This window comes from Marinobacter sp. NSM (assembly GCF_052380025.1).
Classification (GTDB): domain Bacteria; phylum Pseudomonadota; class Gammaproteobacteria; order Pseudomonadales; family Oleiphilaceae; genus Marinobacter.
This window is the reverse complement of sequence record NZ_JBQTCK010000004.1, coordinates 112,915-131,306: the sequence shown is the minus strand read 5'-3', so window position 1 is coordinate 131,306 and position 18,392 is coordinate 112,915. Positions and strand designations below refer to the sequence as shown.

The 18,392-nt window shown below is 57.1% G+C and carries 17 protein-coding genes; 7 read left to right on the top strand and 10 right to left on the bottom strand.

What is annotated here, in order from left to right:
- Positions 1–46: 46 nt before the first annotated feature.
- From mnhG to ACTZWX_RS10905, 7 genes are read right to left on the bottom strand one after another with little or no spacing between them, the layout of a single operon-like run.
- Positions 47–466: a monovalent cation/H(+) antiporter subunit G gene (mnhG, locus tag ACTZWX_RS10935; protein ID WP_444713958.1), complete on the bottom strand. Its 420-nt coding sequence runs from the start codon at positions 464–466 to the stop codon at positions 47–49.
- Positions 459–731, bottom strand: a complete 273-nt coding sequence (locus tag ACTZWX_RS10930) for a monovalent cation/H+ antiporter complex subunit F (RefSeq protein WP_444713957.1) — start codon at positions 729–731, stop codon at positions 459–461. The genes mnhG and ACTZWX_RS10930 overlap by 8 nt, the downstream gene beginning before the upstream one ends.
- Before the next feature lie 11 nt (positions 732–742).
- Entirely contained in the window at positions 743–1,216 is a 474-nt protein-coding gene (locus ACTZWX_RS10925; RefSeq protein WP_444713956.1) for a Na+/H+ antiporter subunit E, read from the bottom strand.
- Positions 1,213–2,727 carry a Na+/H+ antiporter subunit D gene (locus ACTZWX_RS10920; RefSeq protein WP_444713955.1) on the bottom strand — a complete coding sequence of 505 codons (1,515 nt, stop codon included), beginning with the start codon at positions 2,725–2,727 and terminating at the stop codon, positions 1,213–1,215. The genes ACTZWX_RS10925 and ACTZWX_RS10920 overlap by 4 nt, the downstream gene beginning before the upstream one ends.
- A complete protein-coding gene (locus ACTZWX_RS10915; protein ID WP_058092148.1) occupies positions 2,724–3,071 on the bottom strand; it encodes a Na+/H+ antiporter subunit C in 348 nt (115 codons plus the stop codon). Before ACTZWX_RS10915 ends, ACTZWX_RS10920 begins: the two co-directional genes overlap by 4 nt.
- A 34-nt stretch (positions 3,072–3,105) precedes the next feature.
- Positions 3,106–3,531, bottom strand: coding sequence for a Na+/H+ antiporter subunit B (locus ACTZWX_RS10910; protein WP_444713954.1), 426 nt, complete (start codon positions 3,529–3,531; stop codon positions 3,106–3,108).
- Positions 3,528–5,831, bottom strand: coding sequence for a putative monovalent cation/H+ antiporter subunit A (locus ACTZWX_RS10905; protein WP_444713953.1), 2,304 nt, complete (start codon positions 5,829–5,831; stop codon positions 3,528–3,530). The genes ACTZWX_RS10910 and ACTZWX_RS10905 overlap by 4 nt, the downstream gene beginning before the upstream one ends.
- Before the next feature lie 269 nt (positions 5,832–6,100).
- Here ACTZWX_RS10905 and ACTZWX_RS10900 point away from each other — a divergent pair, with 269 nt between their 5' ends.
- Together ACTZWX_RS10900 and ACTZWX_RS10895 are read left to right on the top strand one after the other, a co-directional pair.
- Positions 6,101–8,155 (top strand): FAD-dependent oxidoreductase, encoded by a 2,055-nt coding sequence (locus tag ACTZWX_RS10900; protein ID WP_444713952.1) that lies wholly within the window; start codon positions 6,101–6,103, stop codon positions 8,153–8,155.
- Positions 8,152–9,174 (top strand): CNNM domain-containing protein, encoded by a 1,023-nt coding sequence (locus tag ACTZWX_RS10895; RefSeq protein WP_444713951.1) that lies wholly within the window; start codon positions 8,152–8,154, stop codon positions 9,172–9,174. Before ACTZWX_RS10900 ends, ACTZWX_RS10895 begins: the two co-directional genes overlap by 4 nt.
- A gap of 15 nt (positions 9,175–9,189) precedes the next feature.
- Here ACTZWX_RS10895 and ACTZWX_RS10890 read toward each other — a convergent pair whose 3' ends face one another.
- Both ACTZWX_RS10890 and ACTZWX_RS10885 read right to left on the bottom strand, forming a co-directional pair.
- A complete protein-coding gene (locus tag ACTZWX_RS10890) occupies positions 9,190–9,354 on the bottom strand; it encodes a hypothetical protein (RefSeq protein WP_444713950.1) in 165 nt (54 codons plus the stop codon).
- A 141-nt stretch (positions 9,355–9,495) separates the two neighbouring features.
- On the bottom strand, positions 9,496–10,488 hold the full coding sequence (locus ACTZWX_RS10885; protein WP_444713949.1) for a GlxA family transcriptional regulator: 993 nt from the start codon (positions 10,486–10,488) through the stop codon (positions 9,496–9,498).
- A gap of 290 nt (positions 10,489–10,778) precedes the next feature.
- Here ACTZWX_RS10885 and ACTZWX_RS10880 point away from each other — a divergent pair, with 290 nt between their 5' ends.
- Positions 10,779–12,581, top strand: a complete 1,803-nt coding sequence (locus tag ACTZWX_RS10880; RefSeq protein WP_444713948.1) for an acyl-CoA dehydrogenase — start codon at positions 10,779–10,781, stop codon at positions 12,579–12,581.
- 419 nt (positions 12,582–13,000) lie between these two features.
- Positions 13,001–13,780 carry a crotonase/enoyl-CoA hydratase family protein gene (locus ACTZWX_RS10875; protein ID WP_444713947.1) on the top strand — a complete coding sequence of 260 codons (780 nt, stop codon included), beginning with the start codon at positions 13,001–13,003 and terminating at the stop codon, positions 13,778–13,780.
- 239 nt (positions 13,781–14,019) lie between these two features.
- On the opposite strand, the gene ACTZWX_RS10870 is transcribed toward ACTZWX_RS10875, so the two are convergent.
- On the bottom strand, positions 14,020–15,270 hold the full coding sequence (locus tag ACTZWX_RS10870) for an alkane 1-monooxygenase (RefSeq protein ID WP_444713946.1): 1,251 nt from the start codon (positions 15,268–15,270) through the stop codon (positions 14,020–14,022).
- 231 nt (positions 15,271–15,501) lie between these two features.
- On the opposite strand from ACTZWX_RS10870, the gene ACTZWX_RS10865 reads away from it, so the two are divergent.
- The 3 genes from ACTZWX_RS10865 (at position 15,502) to ACTZWX_RS10855 (ending at position 18,390) form a co-directional block, all read left to right on the top strand.
- Entirely contained in the window at positions 15,502–15,753 is a 252-nt protein-coding gene (locus ACTZWX_RS10865; RefSeq protein WP_058092140.1) for a hypothetical protein, read from the top strand.
- 79 nt (positions 15,754–15,832) lie between these two features.
- Positions 15,833–16,126, top strand: a complete 294-nt coding sequence (locus tag ACTZWX_RS10860) for a hypothetical protein (protein ID WP_058092139.1) — start codon at positions 15,833–15,835, stop codon at positions 16,124–16,126.
- Positions 16,127–16,356: 230 nt separating this feature from the next.
- Positions 16,357–18,390 (top strand): PhoX family protein, encoded by a 2,034-nt coding sequence (locus ACTZWX_RS10855; protein WP_444713945.1) that lies wholly within the window; start codon positions 16,357–16,359, stop codon positions 18,388–18,390.
- The last annotated feature ends 2 nt before the right edge of the window (positions 18,391–18,392 follow it).

Sequence of the window (18,392 nt, the reverse complement as noted above, 5' to 3'; positions counted from 1 at the left end):
GGTCTACACCTCTTCGACATCTTGTTGGATGGTTGTTCTTGTTTATTCAGTCTTCGTCATCCTCGCTGCGCTTTTCGTGCTTGGGCGGGATCACGCTTTCCGGAGCGGGTTCAAAGCCGCTGTACAGTTTGTGGGTTTTGTCGTCGTAGTTATCTTTGAGTTCATCCTTCACGGTGCCTTCCCAAAGTGGTGTGCCTAGGAAGTAGCCTGCCCGGCCAATCACATGTGCGGCAATCGGCGCGGTGATCAGGATAAAAATCACAATCGCGAACGCCCGTGTAAACACCACCACATCCGCGAAATACACCGCCACACCGGCCATGGTCATCATGGCTCCCATGGCACCGGCCTTTGTCGATGCGTGCATTCGGGTGGGCAGGTCCGGAAGCCGGAGGATACCCACAGACGCCAGAATCATGAAGCTGGCACCAGTCAGGAGCAATATGGCAACAATCAGTTCAATCACTCTTGGGTCCTCCTCGCTCCAGGAACCGGGCAAAACCAACGGCAGTCAGGAACGCTGTCAGGGCGATAACAATGGCGACATCCAGAAGGCTGGGCACGCCGGTATCGATGGCGTGCACCCCTACGTAACCGACCACGATAGAGGCGATCAGTTCCAGAGAAACTACCCGATCGGGCAGTGATGGCCCTTTAATCAGCCGGATAAACCCGAACAACAGGGCCACCGACAGCATGAAATAGACAATATTGATAACAACATCCAGCACGTTTGGGCTCCTCAGCGCATGATCTTGAGAATCCGGAACTCAAGTTCCTTGAGATCCTTGCGCAACTGCTCCTCGTCCTGCAGGAACATGGCGTGAATATAGAGCACTCGCCGATCATCGGAGACGTCCAGGCTCAGGGTGCCGGGGGTCAGCGAGATAAAGCTGCTCAGGAACATGATTTCCGCGTCGGTGTGGGCTTCCATCTCAAAGGCAATAACGCCGGGCTTCATGTACCAGACGGGGGTGGCTACGTCGTACGCCACCCGGAAGTTGGCCTTGATCAGTTCCTTGATGAAAAACAGGGAAAAGGAAATCAGTCTTGGCAGGCGCCGGGAATAACCCTTCAGCGCGGGAACATGCTTCTGTAGCACCATCAACGCCAGGTAACCGAAGGCCAGGCCCGCAAACAGGTTCCATGCAGTAAATGATCCGCTCAGGGCCACCCAGGCCAGTGCCAGGCAAACGTTCCAGAAAAATCCGATCATGGCTGATCACCTCCCAACACCGCTTCGATGTAGAGCTGCGGGTTCATCAGCTGCTCGGCAGACATCTCTGCCAGCTCATAGATGGGCTGGCCATACAGGCCGATAATCAGGGTGCAGATGGCCAGGCCAACCATGGGCAGGTAGTAGGCCCAGGCATGCTTTTCGTTCAGCTTGCCCTTGAGCTCTTCGGTATTTCTGACGTGGTCTGGTATCTTCTTCCAGAACACCTCTGCCCAGATCTTGATCATTGAGTAGAGCGTCAACAGGCCAACCAGCAGGGCCACAAAGGTGACCAGGTAGGCTTCTGCTTCGAGGGCTGCGCGGATCACTACGAACTTGGCAAAGAAACCCGACAGCGGTGGAATGCCCGCCAGAGACAGGGCCGGGATCAGGAACAGCACCGCTAGCAGCGGGCGGTACTTGTAAACACCGCCGAGGTCTTTCAGTTCATAGCTGCCCAGCAGGCGATAGGTAAAGCCGCTGACCAGGAACAGGTTCGTCTTCACAATGATGTGGTGCATGATGTAGAACACACCGCCGATGATGGCCAGTGGTGTGAACAGCGCCAGGCCCAGCATCATGTAGCCAATCTGACTGACGATGTGGAACGACAGGATTCGCCGGAATTCGAACTGCGCTGCCGCGCCCAGAACACCCGTCAGCATCGTCAGGGTGGCCGCCCAGAGCAGGATGTTGTGGGTGTAATCGACGTCCTGGGTGAAAACCAGAGTGAACATCCGGAATAGGGCATATACGCCCACCTTGGTGAGCAGGCCGGCAAACAGCGCTGAAACCGCAACCTGGGGGGTGTGGTAAGACGCAGGTAGCCAGAAGAACAGCGGGAACGCTGCTGCCTTAACACCAAACGACACCATAAACATCATGGCGACCACGGTCAGCATGCCGGTGTCTTCCACCTGGCTGACTTTCTGGGCGATATCCGCCATGTTCAGGGTGCCGACCATGCCGTAGAGCAGGCCCACCGCAGACAGGAAAATCGCAGACGAGAACAGGTTGAGGGTGACGTACTTGATGGCGCCTTCCATTTGCGCCCGCTCACCACCGAGGGTCAGCAACGCGAACGAGGCCAGCAGCATGACCTCAAACCAGACAAACAGGTTGAAGATGTCGCCGGTCAGAAAAGAGCCAGCCACGCCGGCCAGCAACAGATGCATCAGCGGGTAGTAGCCAAACTTTTCATGACCCCGGGGCGTGGACGCCAGCGAGTAGATAGCGATGGCCAGGCCGATAATCCCGGTCAGTACGATCATGATGGCGGCCAGAACATCGGCCACAAACACAATACTGAACGGTGCTGGCCAACTGCCCATTTCCATGGTCACAAAGCCCTGGTCGGTGGTGGACATCAGCAGCCAGATGCCGCTCCACAGCAACAGGATGTTAGCCAGTACACCCAGAATTCGCTGATAGCGAACCGACCGCCACAATGCCAGCGACAGGGCACCAGCCGTCAGGGGAATAAATACAGGAAGAATGATTTCCGGGCTCAAGTGTCCGTATCCTTCATTTGGTCCAGGTCATCGGTTCCAACCACTTCATAAGCACGGCGGATAAGAACCACGGCGAAGGCCAATACGCCAAAGGCAATCACGATAGCGGTTAGGATCAATGCCTGGGGCAGCGGGTCGGCAATCATGCCGGCCGGGGCGCTGGCGCCTTCCGCAATCAGTGGCGGCGCGCCACGGGTCATGCCGGAAACAACAAAGATCAGCAGGTTGGCGGCATTACTGAGTATCATCAAACCGATAACCAGTTTGACGATGGACCGCCTGAGCATCATGTAAAAGGCCGCAGTGAACATGATGCCCACCACATACGCCATCAGGCTCTCCATAAAGATCCTCCGGAGTTCTGCTCTTGGGAGAAGATCATTCTTCAGACTCCATCAAGCCGATCACAAAGGTCATGATGGTGCCAAGAACCGCAAAGTAGACGCCGATATCAAAAATCAACGGCGTGGACAGCTTCAGGTAGGCATCGCCTGGCAACGGTACTTCCCACCAGTGGGCTGTCAGCATGGGTTGGCCAGAGAAAAACGCAGGCAGGGTGGATACCAACCCCATCAGCAGGCCTGCTGCCAGCAGATCGCGGGGGCCAACCCGCAGAATCCGACGAGTGGCTTCAGCGCCAAAGGCAAAGGCGTAGAGCACGAAAGCACCAGAGGCAACCAGCCCGCCGATGAACCCGCCACCGGGTTCATCATGGCCCCGTAACAGCAGGAAAATCGAGAACATCAGCTGCAGCGGCATGATCAGCAATGCCGCGGTATGCAGAATCATGGTGTTGGATTTCATGGTTTGTGCTGATCCTCCGCTTTCAGTTTAACCATGGAAAACACGCCCAAGGCCGCCAGCGCCAGTACGAAGATTTCACCGAGCGTATCCAGGGCCCGGAAATCCACCAGGATTACGTTCACAATGTTCCGGCCATAGGCGAGTGGAGCACTGTTCTCCACGTAATACGAAGAGATCGACTCGAAATACTGGATGTCCAGTGCCGCCAGGATCATCAGGGTGATAACAACTCCGCCGAAGATCGCCACGGCCAGATCCCGATAACGCTGGAAAGGTGTAGACAGGTTGACGAATTCCGGCAGCTTGAATAGCACCAGTACCAACAGAATGACCGTCAGGGTTTCCACTAGTAGCTGGGTGATCCCGAGGTCCGGCGCGCTGAACAGGATGAACGTGAGTGCTACACCAAAGCCAAGTACCCCCATAGACGCTACCGAGCCCAGGCGGGAATGGGTGCCGCTGGCAAACGCCGCAGACGCAACCAGCAAGAGCGCAATGCCCCATTCATAAAAGTGGCTGTCGGCCAGGTTAAGCGTGAAATGCACACCATACTGGTCCAGCATGGTGTAGCCGGCCAGACCGAAGGTAACGGCAACCATCACCAGCATGTAGATGCCCAGTACACCGTTCTGCAGCATCCGGGTCTGCCAACTTGCCACTACGGTAATCCATTCCATGAACTTGAAGTAGCCCGCCTCCGGGCCGACACGACCGCCTGCGTAGTTGATGGCATACAGCGTTGGCTGAATACGCGGCCAGGCCTTGAACAGCAGCAGACCAACGACCAGGCTGGCCACGGAGAGCATCAGCGGTGCGTTGATTCCGTGCCAGAGCGCCAGATAGAAATCCACCGGGGCACCATAAACTGAGGCAACCGCAGCCGTCAGCAAGGCATTCTCCGGGATGAAGGGCAGCAGGCCGAAAACCAGTGCAATAATAGTCAGCACCGCTGGACCGATGAGCATACCAAACGGTGCCTCGTGAGGCGTTTTCGGCGTATCTCCCTTGGCGCCAAAGAACGGCTTGATCGCAACCAGACCCGCTACGCCAACGATCAGCATGGCAGAGGCAACAGTCACGAAGAGCAGCACACCACTCCAGACCGGCGCATCAATCAGCGCTTCGAGCATCAACTCTTTGGCAATAAAACCGAACAGTGGTGGCAGGCCTGCGAGGGACAGGGCTGCGAAGGCGGCAATGGTCGCTGTCGCGGGCATGGATTTGCGCAAGCCACCCATCAATGTGATGTCCTTGGTGCCGGTTTCATGATCCAGGGCACCGGCGAGCATGAACAGCGCACCTTTGTACAGGGAGTGGGCTACCAGGAAACAGATAAAGGCCGTCATGGCCAGTTCTGTGCCAACACCGATCAGCATGGTCAGGGTGCCAAGTGCCATCACGGTTGAATAGGCCAGAATCTTTTTGATGCCAGTGCTGCCAAAGGCCAGCCAGGCACCGGTAAACATGGTGGCAGCGCCGAAGCCCATCAGCATCAGGCTCCATAGCTCACCTTCACCCAGGGAGGGATTCAGGCGTGCCATCAAATAAACGCCGGCCTTGACCATGGTGGCGGAGTGCAGGAAAGCGGAGACCGGAGTCGGCGCTGCCATGGCATTTGGCAGCCAGAAATGGAAGGGCACCTGCGCCGATTTGGTAAAGGTGCCCGCGAGTATGCACAGCACGGCACCCGTGTAGAAAACATGCTGATGCAGCGGCTCACTGGATGCCAGGATTTCCGCGAGGGAATAGCTGCCAGTCATTATGGCCAGCATGATCAGCCCGGCCATCAGCGCCAGGCCGCCGGCCACGGTCACAAACAGACCCTGCAATGCACACTTTCGGGCATCCAGATCTTCGTGGTTGAAGCCAATCAGCATGTAAGAGGTGATGCTGGTCAGCTCCCAGAACACAAACAAGGTAATCAGGTTATCCGAGAGCACCAGCCCGAGCATTGATGCCATGAACGACAGCATGATCACATAGAAGCGGGCCAGATACTTGTGGCCGGCAAGGTAAGAGCCAGCATAGATCAGGATAAAGGTACCGATACCGCTGATCAGTAAGGCAAACGTCAGCGAGAGGCCATCAACAAGAAAGTTCAGGGAGATATCGAGGCCTGGCAGCCACTGATACTCCAGCAGCACCGGCCCATCCTGAACCTGAGAAAGAAAGGTGCTGAAGTAGACCGCAAGGCTTGCCGGCAAAAGTGCCAGCACCCACCCAACGTATTTGCCCGCAACCCGGTGTAGGAAAGGGGCGGCAATTGCCAGCAAAAAGCCGGATAACACAGCTAACAGCATGTGCGTCAAAGCTCCATTTGGGCACCGCGGCGATATGCCGACACCGGGGTGCGGGATATTCATTGATAGGGAATATCTATGGTTTAGCCTTTTATAGGTGCCAGAAAGACTATCTGACAGATTGATCAAAGGCAAGGTAAACCGTGCTCCACAACCGGTGCCGTCTGACGGTAAATAAAGCAGAAGGGTCCCGCCGGGTAATACCTTGGTCGTAGAGGGTGTGCTAATCTCAGTCAGCGTTCATTCATCACACTCTGGCGACCTGTATCATGACTGCGAATTACCCTAACTTGCTGAAACCGCTCGACCTTGGCTTCACCGAGCTGAAAAATCGTGTGCTCATGGGTTCCATGCACACCGGGTTGGAAGACCGTTTCTGGAATATTCACAAGTTTGCCCGGTATTTTGCAGAACGCGCCGAGGGTGGCGTTGGCCTTATGGTAACGGGAGGCTTTTCGCCCAACCTTGTTGGCCAACTTGCGCCTTTGTCGTCAACCATGAATAACCGTGCAACAGCCTTGTTGCATCGTCATGTGACCGGAGCAGTGCATGAGGCGGGCGGTAAGATCTGCCTGCAGTTACTGCACGCTGGCCGGTATGGTTATCAGCCGCTGATTGTGTCCGCCTCGGCAACCAAGGCGCCGATCAGCCCGTTCAAGGCCAGGGCCCTGTCGACAAAAGGTGTTGAGCGGCAGATCAACGATTTCGTCAGCGCGGCGAAGCTGGCCAAATTTGCCGGCTATGACGGCGTTGAAGTGATGGGTTCCGAAGGCTACTTCATCAACCAGTTCCTGTGCGAACGTACCAACAAGCGAACCGACAAGTGGGGCGGGCCCTACGAAAACCGCATGCGCTTGCCGGTGGAGATCGTGCGCCGCATGCGTGAGGCAGTAGGGCCGGAGTTCATCATCATCTACCGGCTGTCCATGCTGGACCTGGTGGAAGGCGGCCAGACCTGGGATCAGATAGTGACCCTGGGCAAAGCTATCGAACAGGCCGGTGCCACCATCATCAATACCGGCATCGGCTGGCACGAGGCCCGGGTACCCACCATCGTGACTTCGGTGCCCCGCGGTGGTTTTGCCGATGTTACCGCCAAGTTCTACGGCGAGGTGGACATTCCGGTGTGCACCACCAACCGCATCAACACACCCGAGAAAGGTGAAGAGATCCTTGCTGCCGGCAAGGCAGACATGGTGTCCATGGCTCGCCCATTACTGGCCGATAGCGAGTTCGTACGTAAGGCAGAGCAGGGGCGTAGCGATGAAATCAACACCTGTATCGCTTGCAACCAGGCCTGCCTGGACCATGTGTTCCAGGCCAAGCGCGCTTCATGCCTCGTTAACCCCCGGGCCTGCTACGAAACCGAACTGGTGCTGACCGTTGCCCCGGTGGTGCGGCGGGTGGCCGTGGTCGGTGCCGGGCCGGCGGGCCTGGCCGCGGCAACCACCGCCGCCAAGCGCGGCCACAAGGTGACCCTGTTCGAAGCCGACGACAAGATCGGTGGCCAGTTCAACTACGCCAAGCGCATACCGGGCAAGGAAGAGTTTTACGAGACCCTGCGTTACTTCCAGCGCCAGATCCAGTTGTTGGAGATTGATCTTAGACTTGAAACCCGCGTGGAGGCCTCAGACCTTATTGAGCAAGGCTTTGACGATGTCATCGTCGCCACCGGCGTGAAACCCCGGACACCAAAGATCGACGGCATTGACCATCCGAAAGTGCTGGGTTATCTCGACGTGCTGCGCCACAACAAGCCGGTGGGCAAGAGTGTTGCGGTGATCGGCGCCGGGGGTATCGGTTTTGATGTCAGCGAGTTCCTGACCCACGACTTCGGCAAACAGCCCGAAGGCGAGCAGGTGAGTGTGGCCGACTGGCAGGCCGAATGGGGTGTGAACCCCGCGTTTGAGGGCCCGGGCGGCCTGGCGGAGCGGGAGCCAACGGCGTCACCCCGGAAGATCTACCTGATGCAACGCAAAACCGGAAAAGTGGGCGGCGGCTTGGGCAAAACCTCAGGCTGGGTGCACCGCAGCAGCCTCAAGCACCGGGATGTTGAAATGCTCAGAGGGTGCCGTTACGACCGGATTGATGACCAGGGCTTGCACATCACCCTGACCGACAAGGATGGCAAGGTTACGGAAAATAGAGTGTTACCAGTGGATAATGTGATAATTTGCGCAGGTCAGGAACCGTTACGGGAACTTTTCGATCAGTTGTCGGCCTTTGGTGTGAACACTCATCTGATCGGCGGCGCAGACGTTGCCGAAGAACTGGACGCAAAACGGGCCATCCGGCAGGGAACAGAAGTCGCAGCTAAACTATGACACTACTTATTGCCTTCGCAGTAATCTCGATTGGCTTCTCCTTCTTGTGCTCCATTTTAGAAGCGGCGCTGTTGTCGGTGACTCCGAGCTATATTGCCTCGCTCAAAAAAGAGAGGCCGCAGCTCTTCGTTCGGTTGCGCAAGCTCAAGGACGATGTGGATGACCCGCTATCTGCAATTCTTACATTGAACACCGTTGCCCACACGGTCGGCGCGACCGGTGTAGGTGCACAGGTAACGGTGTTATATGGTGAAGCCTGGCTGGGGGTCGCCTCAGCTGTGATGACCCTGGCAATACTGATCTTGTCGGAAATTATTCCGAAAACGATAGGCGCCAAGTACTGGCGGAGCATTGCGCCACGGTTGCCAGCCATTCTCGGCGTCATGATCAAGGCGTTGTTGCCGTTCATATGGTTATCCAAACAGATAACCCGTCGAATTGGCTCCGGTGAGGCAGACGTTGATATCCGTGCGGAGATCAGTGCCCTGGCAGAGATAGGGAAGGATCAGCAGGCGCTGGACGAAGACGAACGACGAATGATCCACAATGTCCTTCGCTTTCACGAAATCAAGGTCAGTTCGGTGATGACTCCGCGGACGGTCTGCAAATACGTTAATCCGGAAATCTCCTATGAGCAGTTCCGAGACCAAGTCAGAAAATCCCCGTTCTCCCGTTACCCGGTGATTGATGAAGACGGCGAGGCGCTTGGATACCTCCACCGGGCCGATCTGATCAGCCTCGATAGCGATGTCGACCTATGGGAGCACATGCGCAAGATCAAGCGTGTGAAAGGCAATACCAATATCGAATTCCTGTTCTCGGACATGCTGAGAGAGCGGCAACATCTGGCCGTGGTCTATGACGAGCTGGGTACCTGGTTGGGAATAGTGACGCTGGAGGACATATTGGAGACACTTTTGGGCACGGAAATCATGGATGAAACCGACAATGTCTCTAATCTTCGCCGTTATGCGAAGCATCGCTGGAGCCGTCGCCTGAAAAAGTTTGCCTCCGGATAACAAGGCGAGTGAGGGTTAACGGGCAGCTTTCAGTGCGTTGGAAATGGCCTCCGCCTCGGCCTGCAGTACCTGGCAGCGCAGGCTGTTACCCTGCTGTAGGGCGTGCTCCACCTGCTTGCGCTTCATGTCATACAGACGGCTGAGAATATCGACCTGGCTTTGCTTCAGTGACGTGTTCATGTGAACGACCTCCCCGCAGGGGTTGGCTATGTCAGAATTATTTACGTAAAACGGCAAAAAACCGCCTACTCACTTATTCTGGTGCATAACCCGGGCCAGCCGAATACTACCAAAGGTCTAATCCACCCCGGAATGCTCCGACTAACGGCTGAATTTTGCCCGATAGGCCCCCGGAGCCAGCCCCGTGTGCCTGCGAAACAGCCGGCTGAACGAACTGACATCCTCATACCCCACCGCCCGGGTGATTGCCTCCAGCCCGAGCCGTGAAGATTCCAGATACCGCCGTGCCTCCTCGACCCGCAACAGCTGCAAATAGGTCGAGGGAGCATCCCCCGTCGCCTGCTGAAAGCGCCGTAACAGCGACCGCTCCGACATTCCCTCGGCCTCGGCCAGCGCCGGCAAAGACACCGGCTCCCGAAAATGCGCCTCCAGCCAATCCTGTACCCGAAGCACTGCCAAATCAGAGTGATACCGCTTGGCCTGCAACACGCTGTATGGCGCCTGACTGGTACGCCCGGCATCAATCACAAACGCCTTAGCCAACTCCCGCGCCACCTGCGCCCCCGCCAGCCGCTCCACCAGATACACCCCCAAATCCCACCAGGCCATACCGCCCCCGGCACAGGCTACCGGCCCGTCCACCGTCACCAGCTTCTCCGGATGGAGCTTCACCTCCGGAAACCGCCGCCGGAACTGATCCCCGAACCCCCAATGGGTCGTCGCCTCCCGACCATCCAGCAAGCCCGCGGCCGCCAACAAAAAAGCCCCGGTACAATTACTCGCCACCCGAACCTGACCCTCCGGCACCGCCTGAAACTGCGTTAGCCATTTAACCAGCGCCTGATTGCCGGCCAGAATTTCATCAATTGGTGCACCGATGGTCGGAATGATCAGCAAATCATCAAGTCCAAGCCCATCCGCCTCCTGCCAAGACCCATCTGCCAGCAACGTCACCCCATTAATACACCGACAGGGCTCGCCGCCCTCCGTCAAAAGCCGCGTTTTGAACAACGCCGCAGGCTGCTCCCCATGAATCCGCGCCCAGGTAACCCCCGCAAGACGGAACAAGTCGATGATCCCGGTGATGGCGCTGGCGAGCGCCCCGTTGAAGCCGACGATAGTGACGGTTTTCAAGGAAGCTGCTCCTTTATCGTGGGTGGAAGCATGATTTGGAATGGAATGACGGCAGCCTCCTAATTAGGCCATTGGCGTGGGAGATCCCTTCCGGGCGTGTGCGCAGCAGGGAAGCTGCGCTCAAGCCCCCGCGGACGGGTCCACGGCGTCTCCCGGAAGGGATCTCCCACGACAGTGGCCGTCTTGTCAGAGTAATGAGTGGCGGATATAAACAAGAATAAGTCAGAAATGACAATTCCATCAACCGCAAAGACTGTGAGACGCTAGAGGCAATAAACAGGAGACCCAGAATGACCCACACCCTGATCGACCGCCGAGACCTGGCATTCCAGCTCTACGAAGTCATGAACACCGAAGCCCTCACCGAACGGGAGCGCTTCAGCGAACACAGCAAAGACACCTTCGACGCCGTCATCGAAACCGCCGACAAAATGGCGAAAGAAAAATTCGCCAATCACAACAGCGCTGCCGACAAAGACGAACCCAGATTCGTCAACGGCCAGGTGGAGATGCTGCCGGACGTCAAACAGGCCTTCGACGCCTATGCTGAAGCCGGCTTCCTCGCCGGTCGCTACGACTACGACCTCGGCGGCATGCAACTGCCGGAATCCGTTATGGCCGCGTGTAACGGCTTCTTCACCGCCGCCAACCCCGGCACCGCCGGTTATCCTTTCCTGACCACCGCCGCCGCCAACCTCATCCGCGTATTTGGCAATGACGAGCAGAAGGAAAAGTTCCTGCCCAACATGCTCAGTGGTCGCTATAGCGGCACCATGGCGCTGACGGAGCCCCATGCCGGCTCCAGCCTGGCGGACATCCGCACCTCCGCTACGCCCACTGACGATGGCCATTACCTGATCAAAGGCGCCAAAATCTACATCTCCGGCGGTGAACAGAGCATCACCGAAAACATCGTTCACATGGTGCTGGCGAAAATCAAAGGCGCCCCGGCCGGTGTGAAAGGCATCTCCCTGTTCATCGTCCCGAAATTCCACGTGGACGAAAACGGCAACCCGGGCGACCGCAACGGCGTCAGCCTGGCCGGCCTGATTCATAAGCTCGGCTATCGCGGCACCACCTCCACCGCCCTGAGCTTCGGCGATGATGCCCCCTGCCATGGTTATCTGGTAGGCGAACCACATCATGGCCTGAAATACATGTTCCAGATGATGAACGAAGCCCGCATTGGCGTCGGCTTCGGTGCTGCCGTGATCGGCTACCGGGGTTACATGCACAGCCTGGAATACGCCAAAGACCGCCTGCAGGGTCGCAAAGCCAGCGAAAAGAACCCCGAAAGCCCGCAGGTGCCCATTATCGACCACGCCGACGTGCGCCGCATGCTGCTGGCCCAGAAAGCCTACAGCGAAGGTGGCCTGGCCCTGTGCCTGTATGGCGCTCGCCTGATGGACGACCAGCACACCCACCCGGATGAACAGAAGCGGATGGAAGCCGGCAAACTGCTGGACCTGCTCACTCCGGTGATCAAAGCCTGGCCCTCGGAATACGGCCCGAAAGCCAACGACCTGGCGATTCAGGTATACGGCGGCGCAGGCTACACCCGGGAATATCCGGTGGAACAATGCTGGCGCGACAACCGCCTGAACCCGATCCACGAAGGCACCAACGGCATCCAGGCTCTGGACCTGCTGGGGCGCAAGATCTGGCAGGACCAAAGCCACGGTTTGCAGTTGCTGATGCAGGAAATGCAGACCGACCTGCAAGCGGCCACCACCGACCGCTGCCAGCAATGGGCGCTGTCACTGAGCGAGACTCTGCAGCAGGCAGTGAAAGTCACCCAGAGCCTGGGCAAATCGCTGATGGGCGGCGAAGTGGACAAAACCCTGGCCAACGCCAGCTGCTACCTGCACCTGTTCGGCCAAATCGTCGTCGCCTGGATGTGGTTGCGGCAGGCTAATGCGGCAGCCAATGCGCTGGCGTCTGCCAACAGCGACAGCGAGCGCAATTTCTACCAGGGCAAACTCCAGGCCGCCCAGTACTTCTTCCACTGGGAGCTGCCCACCGTGGCCCAGGATCTGGTGTTGCTTAGGAACCAGGATGATACCTGCCTGAATATGAAGGCTGACTGGTTCTGAGTTTGGTGCTCTCGTTCGTGTTGTAGCCTGCATGTTTGGGTGCAGGCACGATCAGCTGGGAGTCCTTTCAGGGACACGCTACGAGCACGTCCATGTGCGCTCGGCTTTGGCCATCCATGGCCAAAGACGGTCCCTGAAAGGACTCCCAGCCGCTCGCGCCCGAGCAGCGGTCGGGTTCGCTGGTCATTAAGGAGCCGCATCGAGAAATCTGAGTTCTATTTCCAAGTCTTTCGTCTGAGGTATATCGCAGAAGTATGGCGCACGAGCGACGGGTAGAGCTTTCCGGGACTGTCTGCAGCAGGGGTGCTGCAGTCAAGTGTACAGGGACGTATTCACAGCGTGTCCCGGAAAGCTCTACCCGTTGATCGTGCAAGCGCCCAAACAAACAGGCTAGGCTCCCAAAGTCGAGGAAAACGCCAATGTCACTCGTAAACATAGAAAAACAAGGCCACATCCTGCTGATTGGCCTGAACCGCCCGGAAAAAATGAACGCCATGAACCGGGCCATGTACCACGAAATTGCAGCCGCCTATCACCAGCTCCAGAACGACCCGGAACTGCGGGTAGCCGTGATGTACGCGGAAGGTGACCACTTCACCAGCGGCCTGCAATTGGACGACTGGGCCGGCGTGTTCGCCAACGGTAAAGGCATCGAGCCCGGTGAAGGTGAACTCGACCCGTTCCACATCACCGGAGAGGGCCTCACCAAACCCGTCGTCTTCGCCGCCCAGGGCATCTGCTTCACCTGCGGCGTCGAAATGATGCTCAACACCGACATCCGCGTCGCTGCCAAAGGCACCCGCTTCGCCCAGTTGGAAGTGAAACGCGGCATCTTCGCCTGCGGCGGCGCCACCATCCGCCTGCAGCGTGAAATCGGCTGGGGCAATGCCCAGCGCTACCTGCTCACCGGCGACGAATGGACGGCCGAACAGGCCTACCAGTGGGGCCTGATCCAGGAACTGGTGGAGCCTGGCGAACAATTCAACAAGGCCATGGAGATCGCTGAGAAGATCTCCAAGGCCGCACCTCTGGGCGTTCAGGGCAGCCTGAAATCCTCAAAGATTGCCGTTTCCGAAGGCCAGGAAGTGGCCAAGGAACGCTTGTTCCCGGAACTACGCCCGGTCATGGCCAGTGAAGATGTCAAAGAAGGAATCCAGTCGTTCCTGGAAAGAAGGGAAGCGGTGTTCAAAGGAAAGTAGCGGGATTGTCAGGTTATTCCAGATCACGTCCGTAGCGAACCGTAGGATCAGCGACTATCCCACGGAAGCGAAAGCGGCGGGTTGGGGCCATCCTTCCGGGAGTGTGCGCAGCAGGGATGCTGCGCTCAAGCCCCCATGGATGGGTTCACGGCGTCTCCCGGAAGGATGGCCCCAACCCGCCGCCGGCACCATAACCCACAGGCTAGGGCCGGCAATCAAGCCAATAAATCAGTCAGACCTCATGCAGCTTCAGACTCGGAAGCAGAGTCAGCCCGCCTAGCCGCAGCCTCCGCCGCCACTTTTGCAGCGTAATCCGCATACTTGGCCATCAACTCCTCCTTACGATCAGGGTCCCAGTTGATCTTCGACAGATCCCCCTCGTAGTGGTCAATCACCCGCTTATCCATGGTCTCGTACCACCACTGGGGCAAGTAAGCCGGCAACAACATCGACGCATAACCACCCGGCAACTGCGGCGCCTTCTCAAAATGCCTCAGCGCCTGGTAACTCCGGGTCGGGTGCGCGTGATGGTCTGAATGCCGCTGCAACTGATACAGGAACAGATTGGTCACAATGTGATTGCTGTTCCAGCTGTGCTCCGGCTGAGTGCGCTGGTACTTGCCGTTCTCGTCTTTCTGGCGCAGCAGGCCATAGTGTTCAATGTAATTCACGCTCTCCAACAGGCTCGCACCGTATACCGCCTGTGCCGCCAGGAAGGGCACCGCCCGAGGGCCACAGATCAACGTGGTAGCGCCAAAGAAACCGGCACTCATGGCCCAACCCTGAAGCAATTCATTGTCCAGGCTCCAGAAGCTTTTACCCTTGCGTGCCAGTCTCGCCTTTTCAATTTTCACCGCTGATTTCATGCCACCAAACACCGTGCGCGGCAGGAACTTCCAGAAACTCTCACCCATCCGGCTGCTGGCCGGGTCTTCCGGTGTGGCCACCCGCTTGTGGTGCCCGAAATTGTGCTCAACCACGAAATGGGTGTAGCCGGTGGGCGCCAGTGCCGCCATGGCCATCAGTTTGTTCAGCTTGTTGGACTTGTGGCCCAGCTCGTGGGCGGTGTTGATACCCACACCGTTAATGGCGCCCACGGTCAGGGTCAGGCCGATCTTGTCTTCAAGGGGCGTTTTCTTGCGGCTGGCTAGCCAGGCGCCCATAAAGGTCATGGCGTACTGGGTTGGAATAAACGCCTTCACAATGCGGTCGTAGTACTTGTCTTGCTCAAGAGACTTAACAGCAGACTCCGGCGGGTTGCTCTTGTCCTCGCCGATGGCGCGATCGAGTGCGGGAATGATGCCATGCACGAGGGCGGGACCAGTCCAGGCCAGGGCCTTGAGTTTCTTCGGGGCCAGGGCATAGCCAGTTAACGCCGCCAGGCCAATGCCGGGAAGCGCGGGCCCCAGCAACCACATGTACCGTTTGGGATCTTTCCAGTTGGCGTCTACCTGTTGGGAGTCCGGGGACCCTTTCACTTTGGCATTCATGTCTGACTCTCCGTGGTGTTCTTCGGTTATTGTGCCTTTAATTTATGTCGGACAATCTTGCAATTCAACAGTCGTTTGTGATCGATGGCGACCTTGGCCTTGAATGACAATGCTTTAGGTGTCAACACCGGGCAGAGCCCTCGGATGGCGCTGATGGTCTTTCATGGGAAGTGGCAAGACTTGCGCTTCTGGTCCAGACTTTGTCAAAACAAGAACAACAGGGAAGAAACTATGAGTGCCTCAAATCCTTCTCCAGCGATTATCTCCTGGAGCGTTCAGGAAAGGCTTCGAGAATACGTGCGGTCACGGCAGCTGGCCGAGATTGTCTACCGGGACCCGGCAGGGCAGATATGCGTGGTACATGAAGTTATCCGCGACCTCCTGAGCCGCGCCGGTCATGACTTTCTGGTATTGGGTAAAGGTAAAGTGGTAGGCGTGGAGCATGTCATCATGGTGGACGGCCAGCGGTTAACCAAAGAGTAATCGGCAGGTAATTGCCTTCTACGGGGCATCGGCACTACTCTGTTGGCGTCTTAAACATGTATCAACAGAGGGATATGTTATGAACAAGCTCACGTTGAGTGCACTGGCCTTGGTTGCAACATTCGGCCTGGCGGCCTGCAGCTCTGAAAGTGATGAAGGTGCAGACTTTGAGCAGGCTGGTGAGAACGCTGGCGAGATGATGGACGATGCCACCGATGCTGCTGAAGAAACCTGGGAAAACGCCACTGGTCAGGACGAAAGCGCCTGGGGTGAAATGAAAGAAGGTGCTGAGGAAGCCGGTGAAGAAATGGGCGAAGCGGCCGATGAAGCCGGCGATGCCATGGAAGAGGGTTATGACGAGATGGTCCAGTAATCTTAGATATTTAGATATATTGGCTGGGCAGGGCACATAGGTGCCCTGCCTTTTTCTTCGATTTGACTCCATGTCGGATCCAGTGAGCGAATGGCCGAACGGGCTAGACAAGAACATACCTACCGCTGTCATAAATATGACCAGCATTTGCAATCTCATCGTCAACCAAACGCAAAGATTAGTAGCGACCATCAGGTTTCCGAAACATAACTCGAAAAGAGAGAGAAACCATGGATAAGCGTAATCTCAACCCCGTTCATCAAGATCCGGGTTACGAGCCAGAATGCAATAACTCCAGCAATCGCACCTTCGGCTCTATCCTTGAGGCCCGCCTCGCCCGTCGTGGCGTTTTGAAAGGCGGTCTTGCAGCTGCCGTTGCAGGCGTTTTTGGCGGGGCAGCTCTGACCGGATGCGGAGGTTCAAGCTCCTCTGGCGGTACGGACGGTTCGACAACGGCGCCTGACCTTGTAGGCTTTAAGGCTGTTCCCGTGAGTGAGGCAGACTCCATTGTCGTGCCTGAAGGATATTCTGCTCGTGTGATTGGCGCCTGGGGCGACCCGATCTTGTCTAACGAGGGCGTTTTCCCTGAGTTTTCACTGGATAACTCCGGTGCCGATCAGGCGGCCCAGATCGGCTCCCACCACGACGGCATGCATTACTTCCCGATCGAGGGTAGCTCGGAAGATGGTTTGCTTGTCCTGAACCATGAATACATCGAACCCCGCTTCATGCATCAAGCTGCTCAAGGTCAGAACTTCGGCAGCGGTTCTTTTCCGATGATTGATGAGTCAACCCGGGATACCGATCAGGTGCTTCGTGAAATGAATGCGCACGGTATATCCGTTTATCGTGTTCAGCGTGATGCCAGCGGTGTGTGGGCGCCTGTGCCAGGAGATTCGTTCAACCGTCGCATTACCGCGCTGACTGCGATGGAAATTTCCGGTCCTGTCCGGGGCTCTGATTTTGTCAAAACCCAGTTCAGCCCGGCCGGTACCGAAACCCGTGGAACCCTGAACAACTGTGCTCATGGCGTAACACCCTGGAACACTTACATGATGTCTGAGGAGAATTGGGCGGGTTACTTCCTCAACACCGATGAGCAGCCGGATTCCCAGAGCCGCTACGGTGTTCGCTCTTCGGGTTCGTCCCGCTATGCGTGGGAACTGGCGCAGAGCGGCGAAGAGCAATACACCCGATTTAACGCCACTCCGTCCGGTGCGTCTGCAACGGATGACTTCCGTAATGAGCCCCATTGCTTTGGCTGGATGGTGGAGTTCGATCCGTTCGATTCAACCTCCAAACCGGTCAAACGAACGGCGTTGGGTCGCTTTGCCCACGAAGGGGTCGTCTTTGCTCCTGCAATCGAGGGTCAGCCGGTTGTCTGTTACTCCGGTGATGACGCGCGCTTTGAGTACATCTACAAGTTCGTTAGTGCCCAGCCCTTTCATGCCGCTACGGCCGGTGGACACCTTTTGGATTCTGGTACCTTATACGTCGCCAAGTTTAACGAAGACGGCACCGGCGAGTGGATTCCCCTGGTATTTGGCTTGGGTGAGTTGACTGCTGAGAATGGCTTCAGCAGCCAGGCGGATGTGTTGGTACGCACACGCTCTGCTGCCGATGCGGTCGGTGCTACCAAAATGGACCGTCCTGAGTGGGGGGCAGTAGATCCAAACACCCGCGAGGTGTACTTCACACTGACCAACAACTCCCGCCGGGAAGAGAGTGATGAAGCCAACCCGCGTGCTGCCAATCCCTGGGGACATATCATTCGCTGGCAGGAAGGAAATGACTCTGGAACTGCCATGGTATTCAACTGGGATATCTTCCTGCTGGCTGGTCCTGAGGACGATTCGGAGTTTCAGAATACTGGTCTGGATGATGATCAGAAATTTGTTAACCCCGATGGCCTTTGGTTCGACGCAGATTCCCGTCTGTGGATCCAGACCGACATCAGTGAAAGCGTCCAGAACAGTGGCGATTTTGCCCAGTTCGGTAATAACCAGATGCTGGCTGCAGACCCGGTCAATGGCGTTTTGCGCCGATTCCTGACAGGCCCTATTGGCCAGGAAATCACCGGCGTTGTTACCACCCCGGACCAGCGCACAATGTTTATCAACGTGCAGCACCCTGGCGCAACAACAAGCCGTGATGATTTTGAGAACGGCAACCTGATCAGCCACTGGCCAGACGGAGGAAACAGCATTCCGCGTTCTGCCACCGTGGTGATCACCAAGGATGACGGTGGCAAGATCGGCAGCTAACG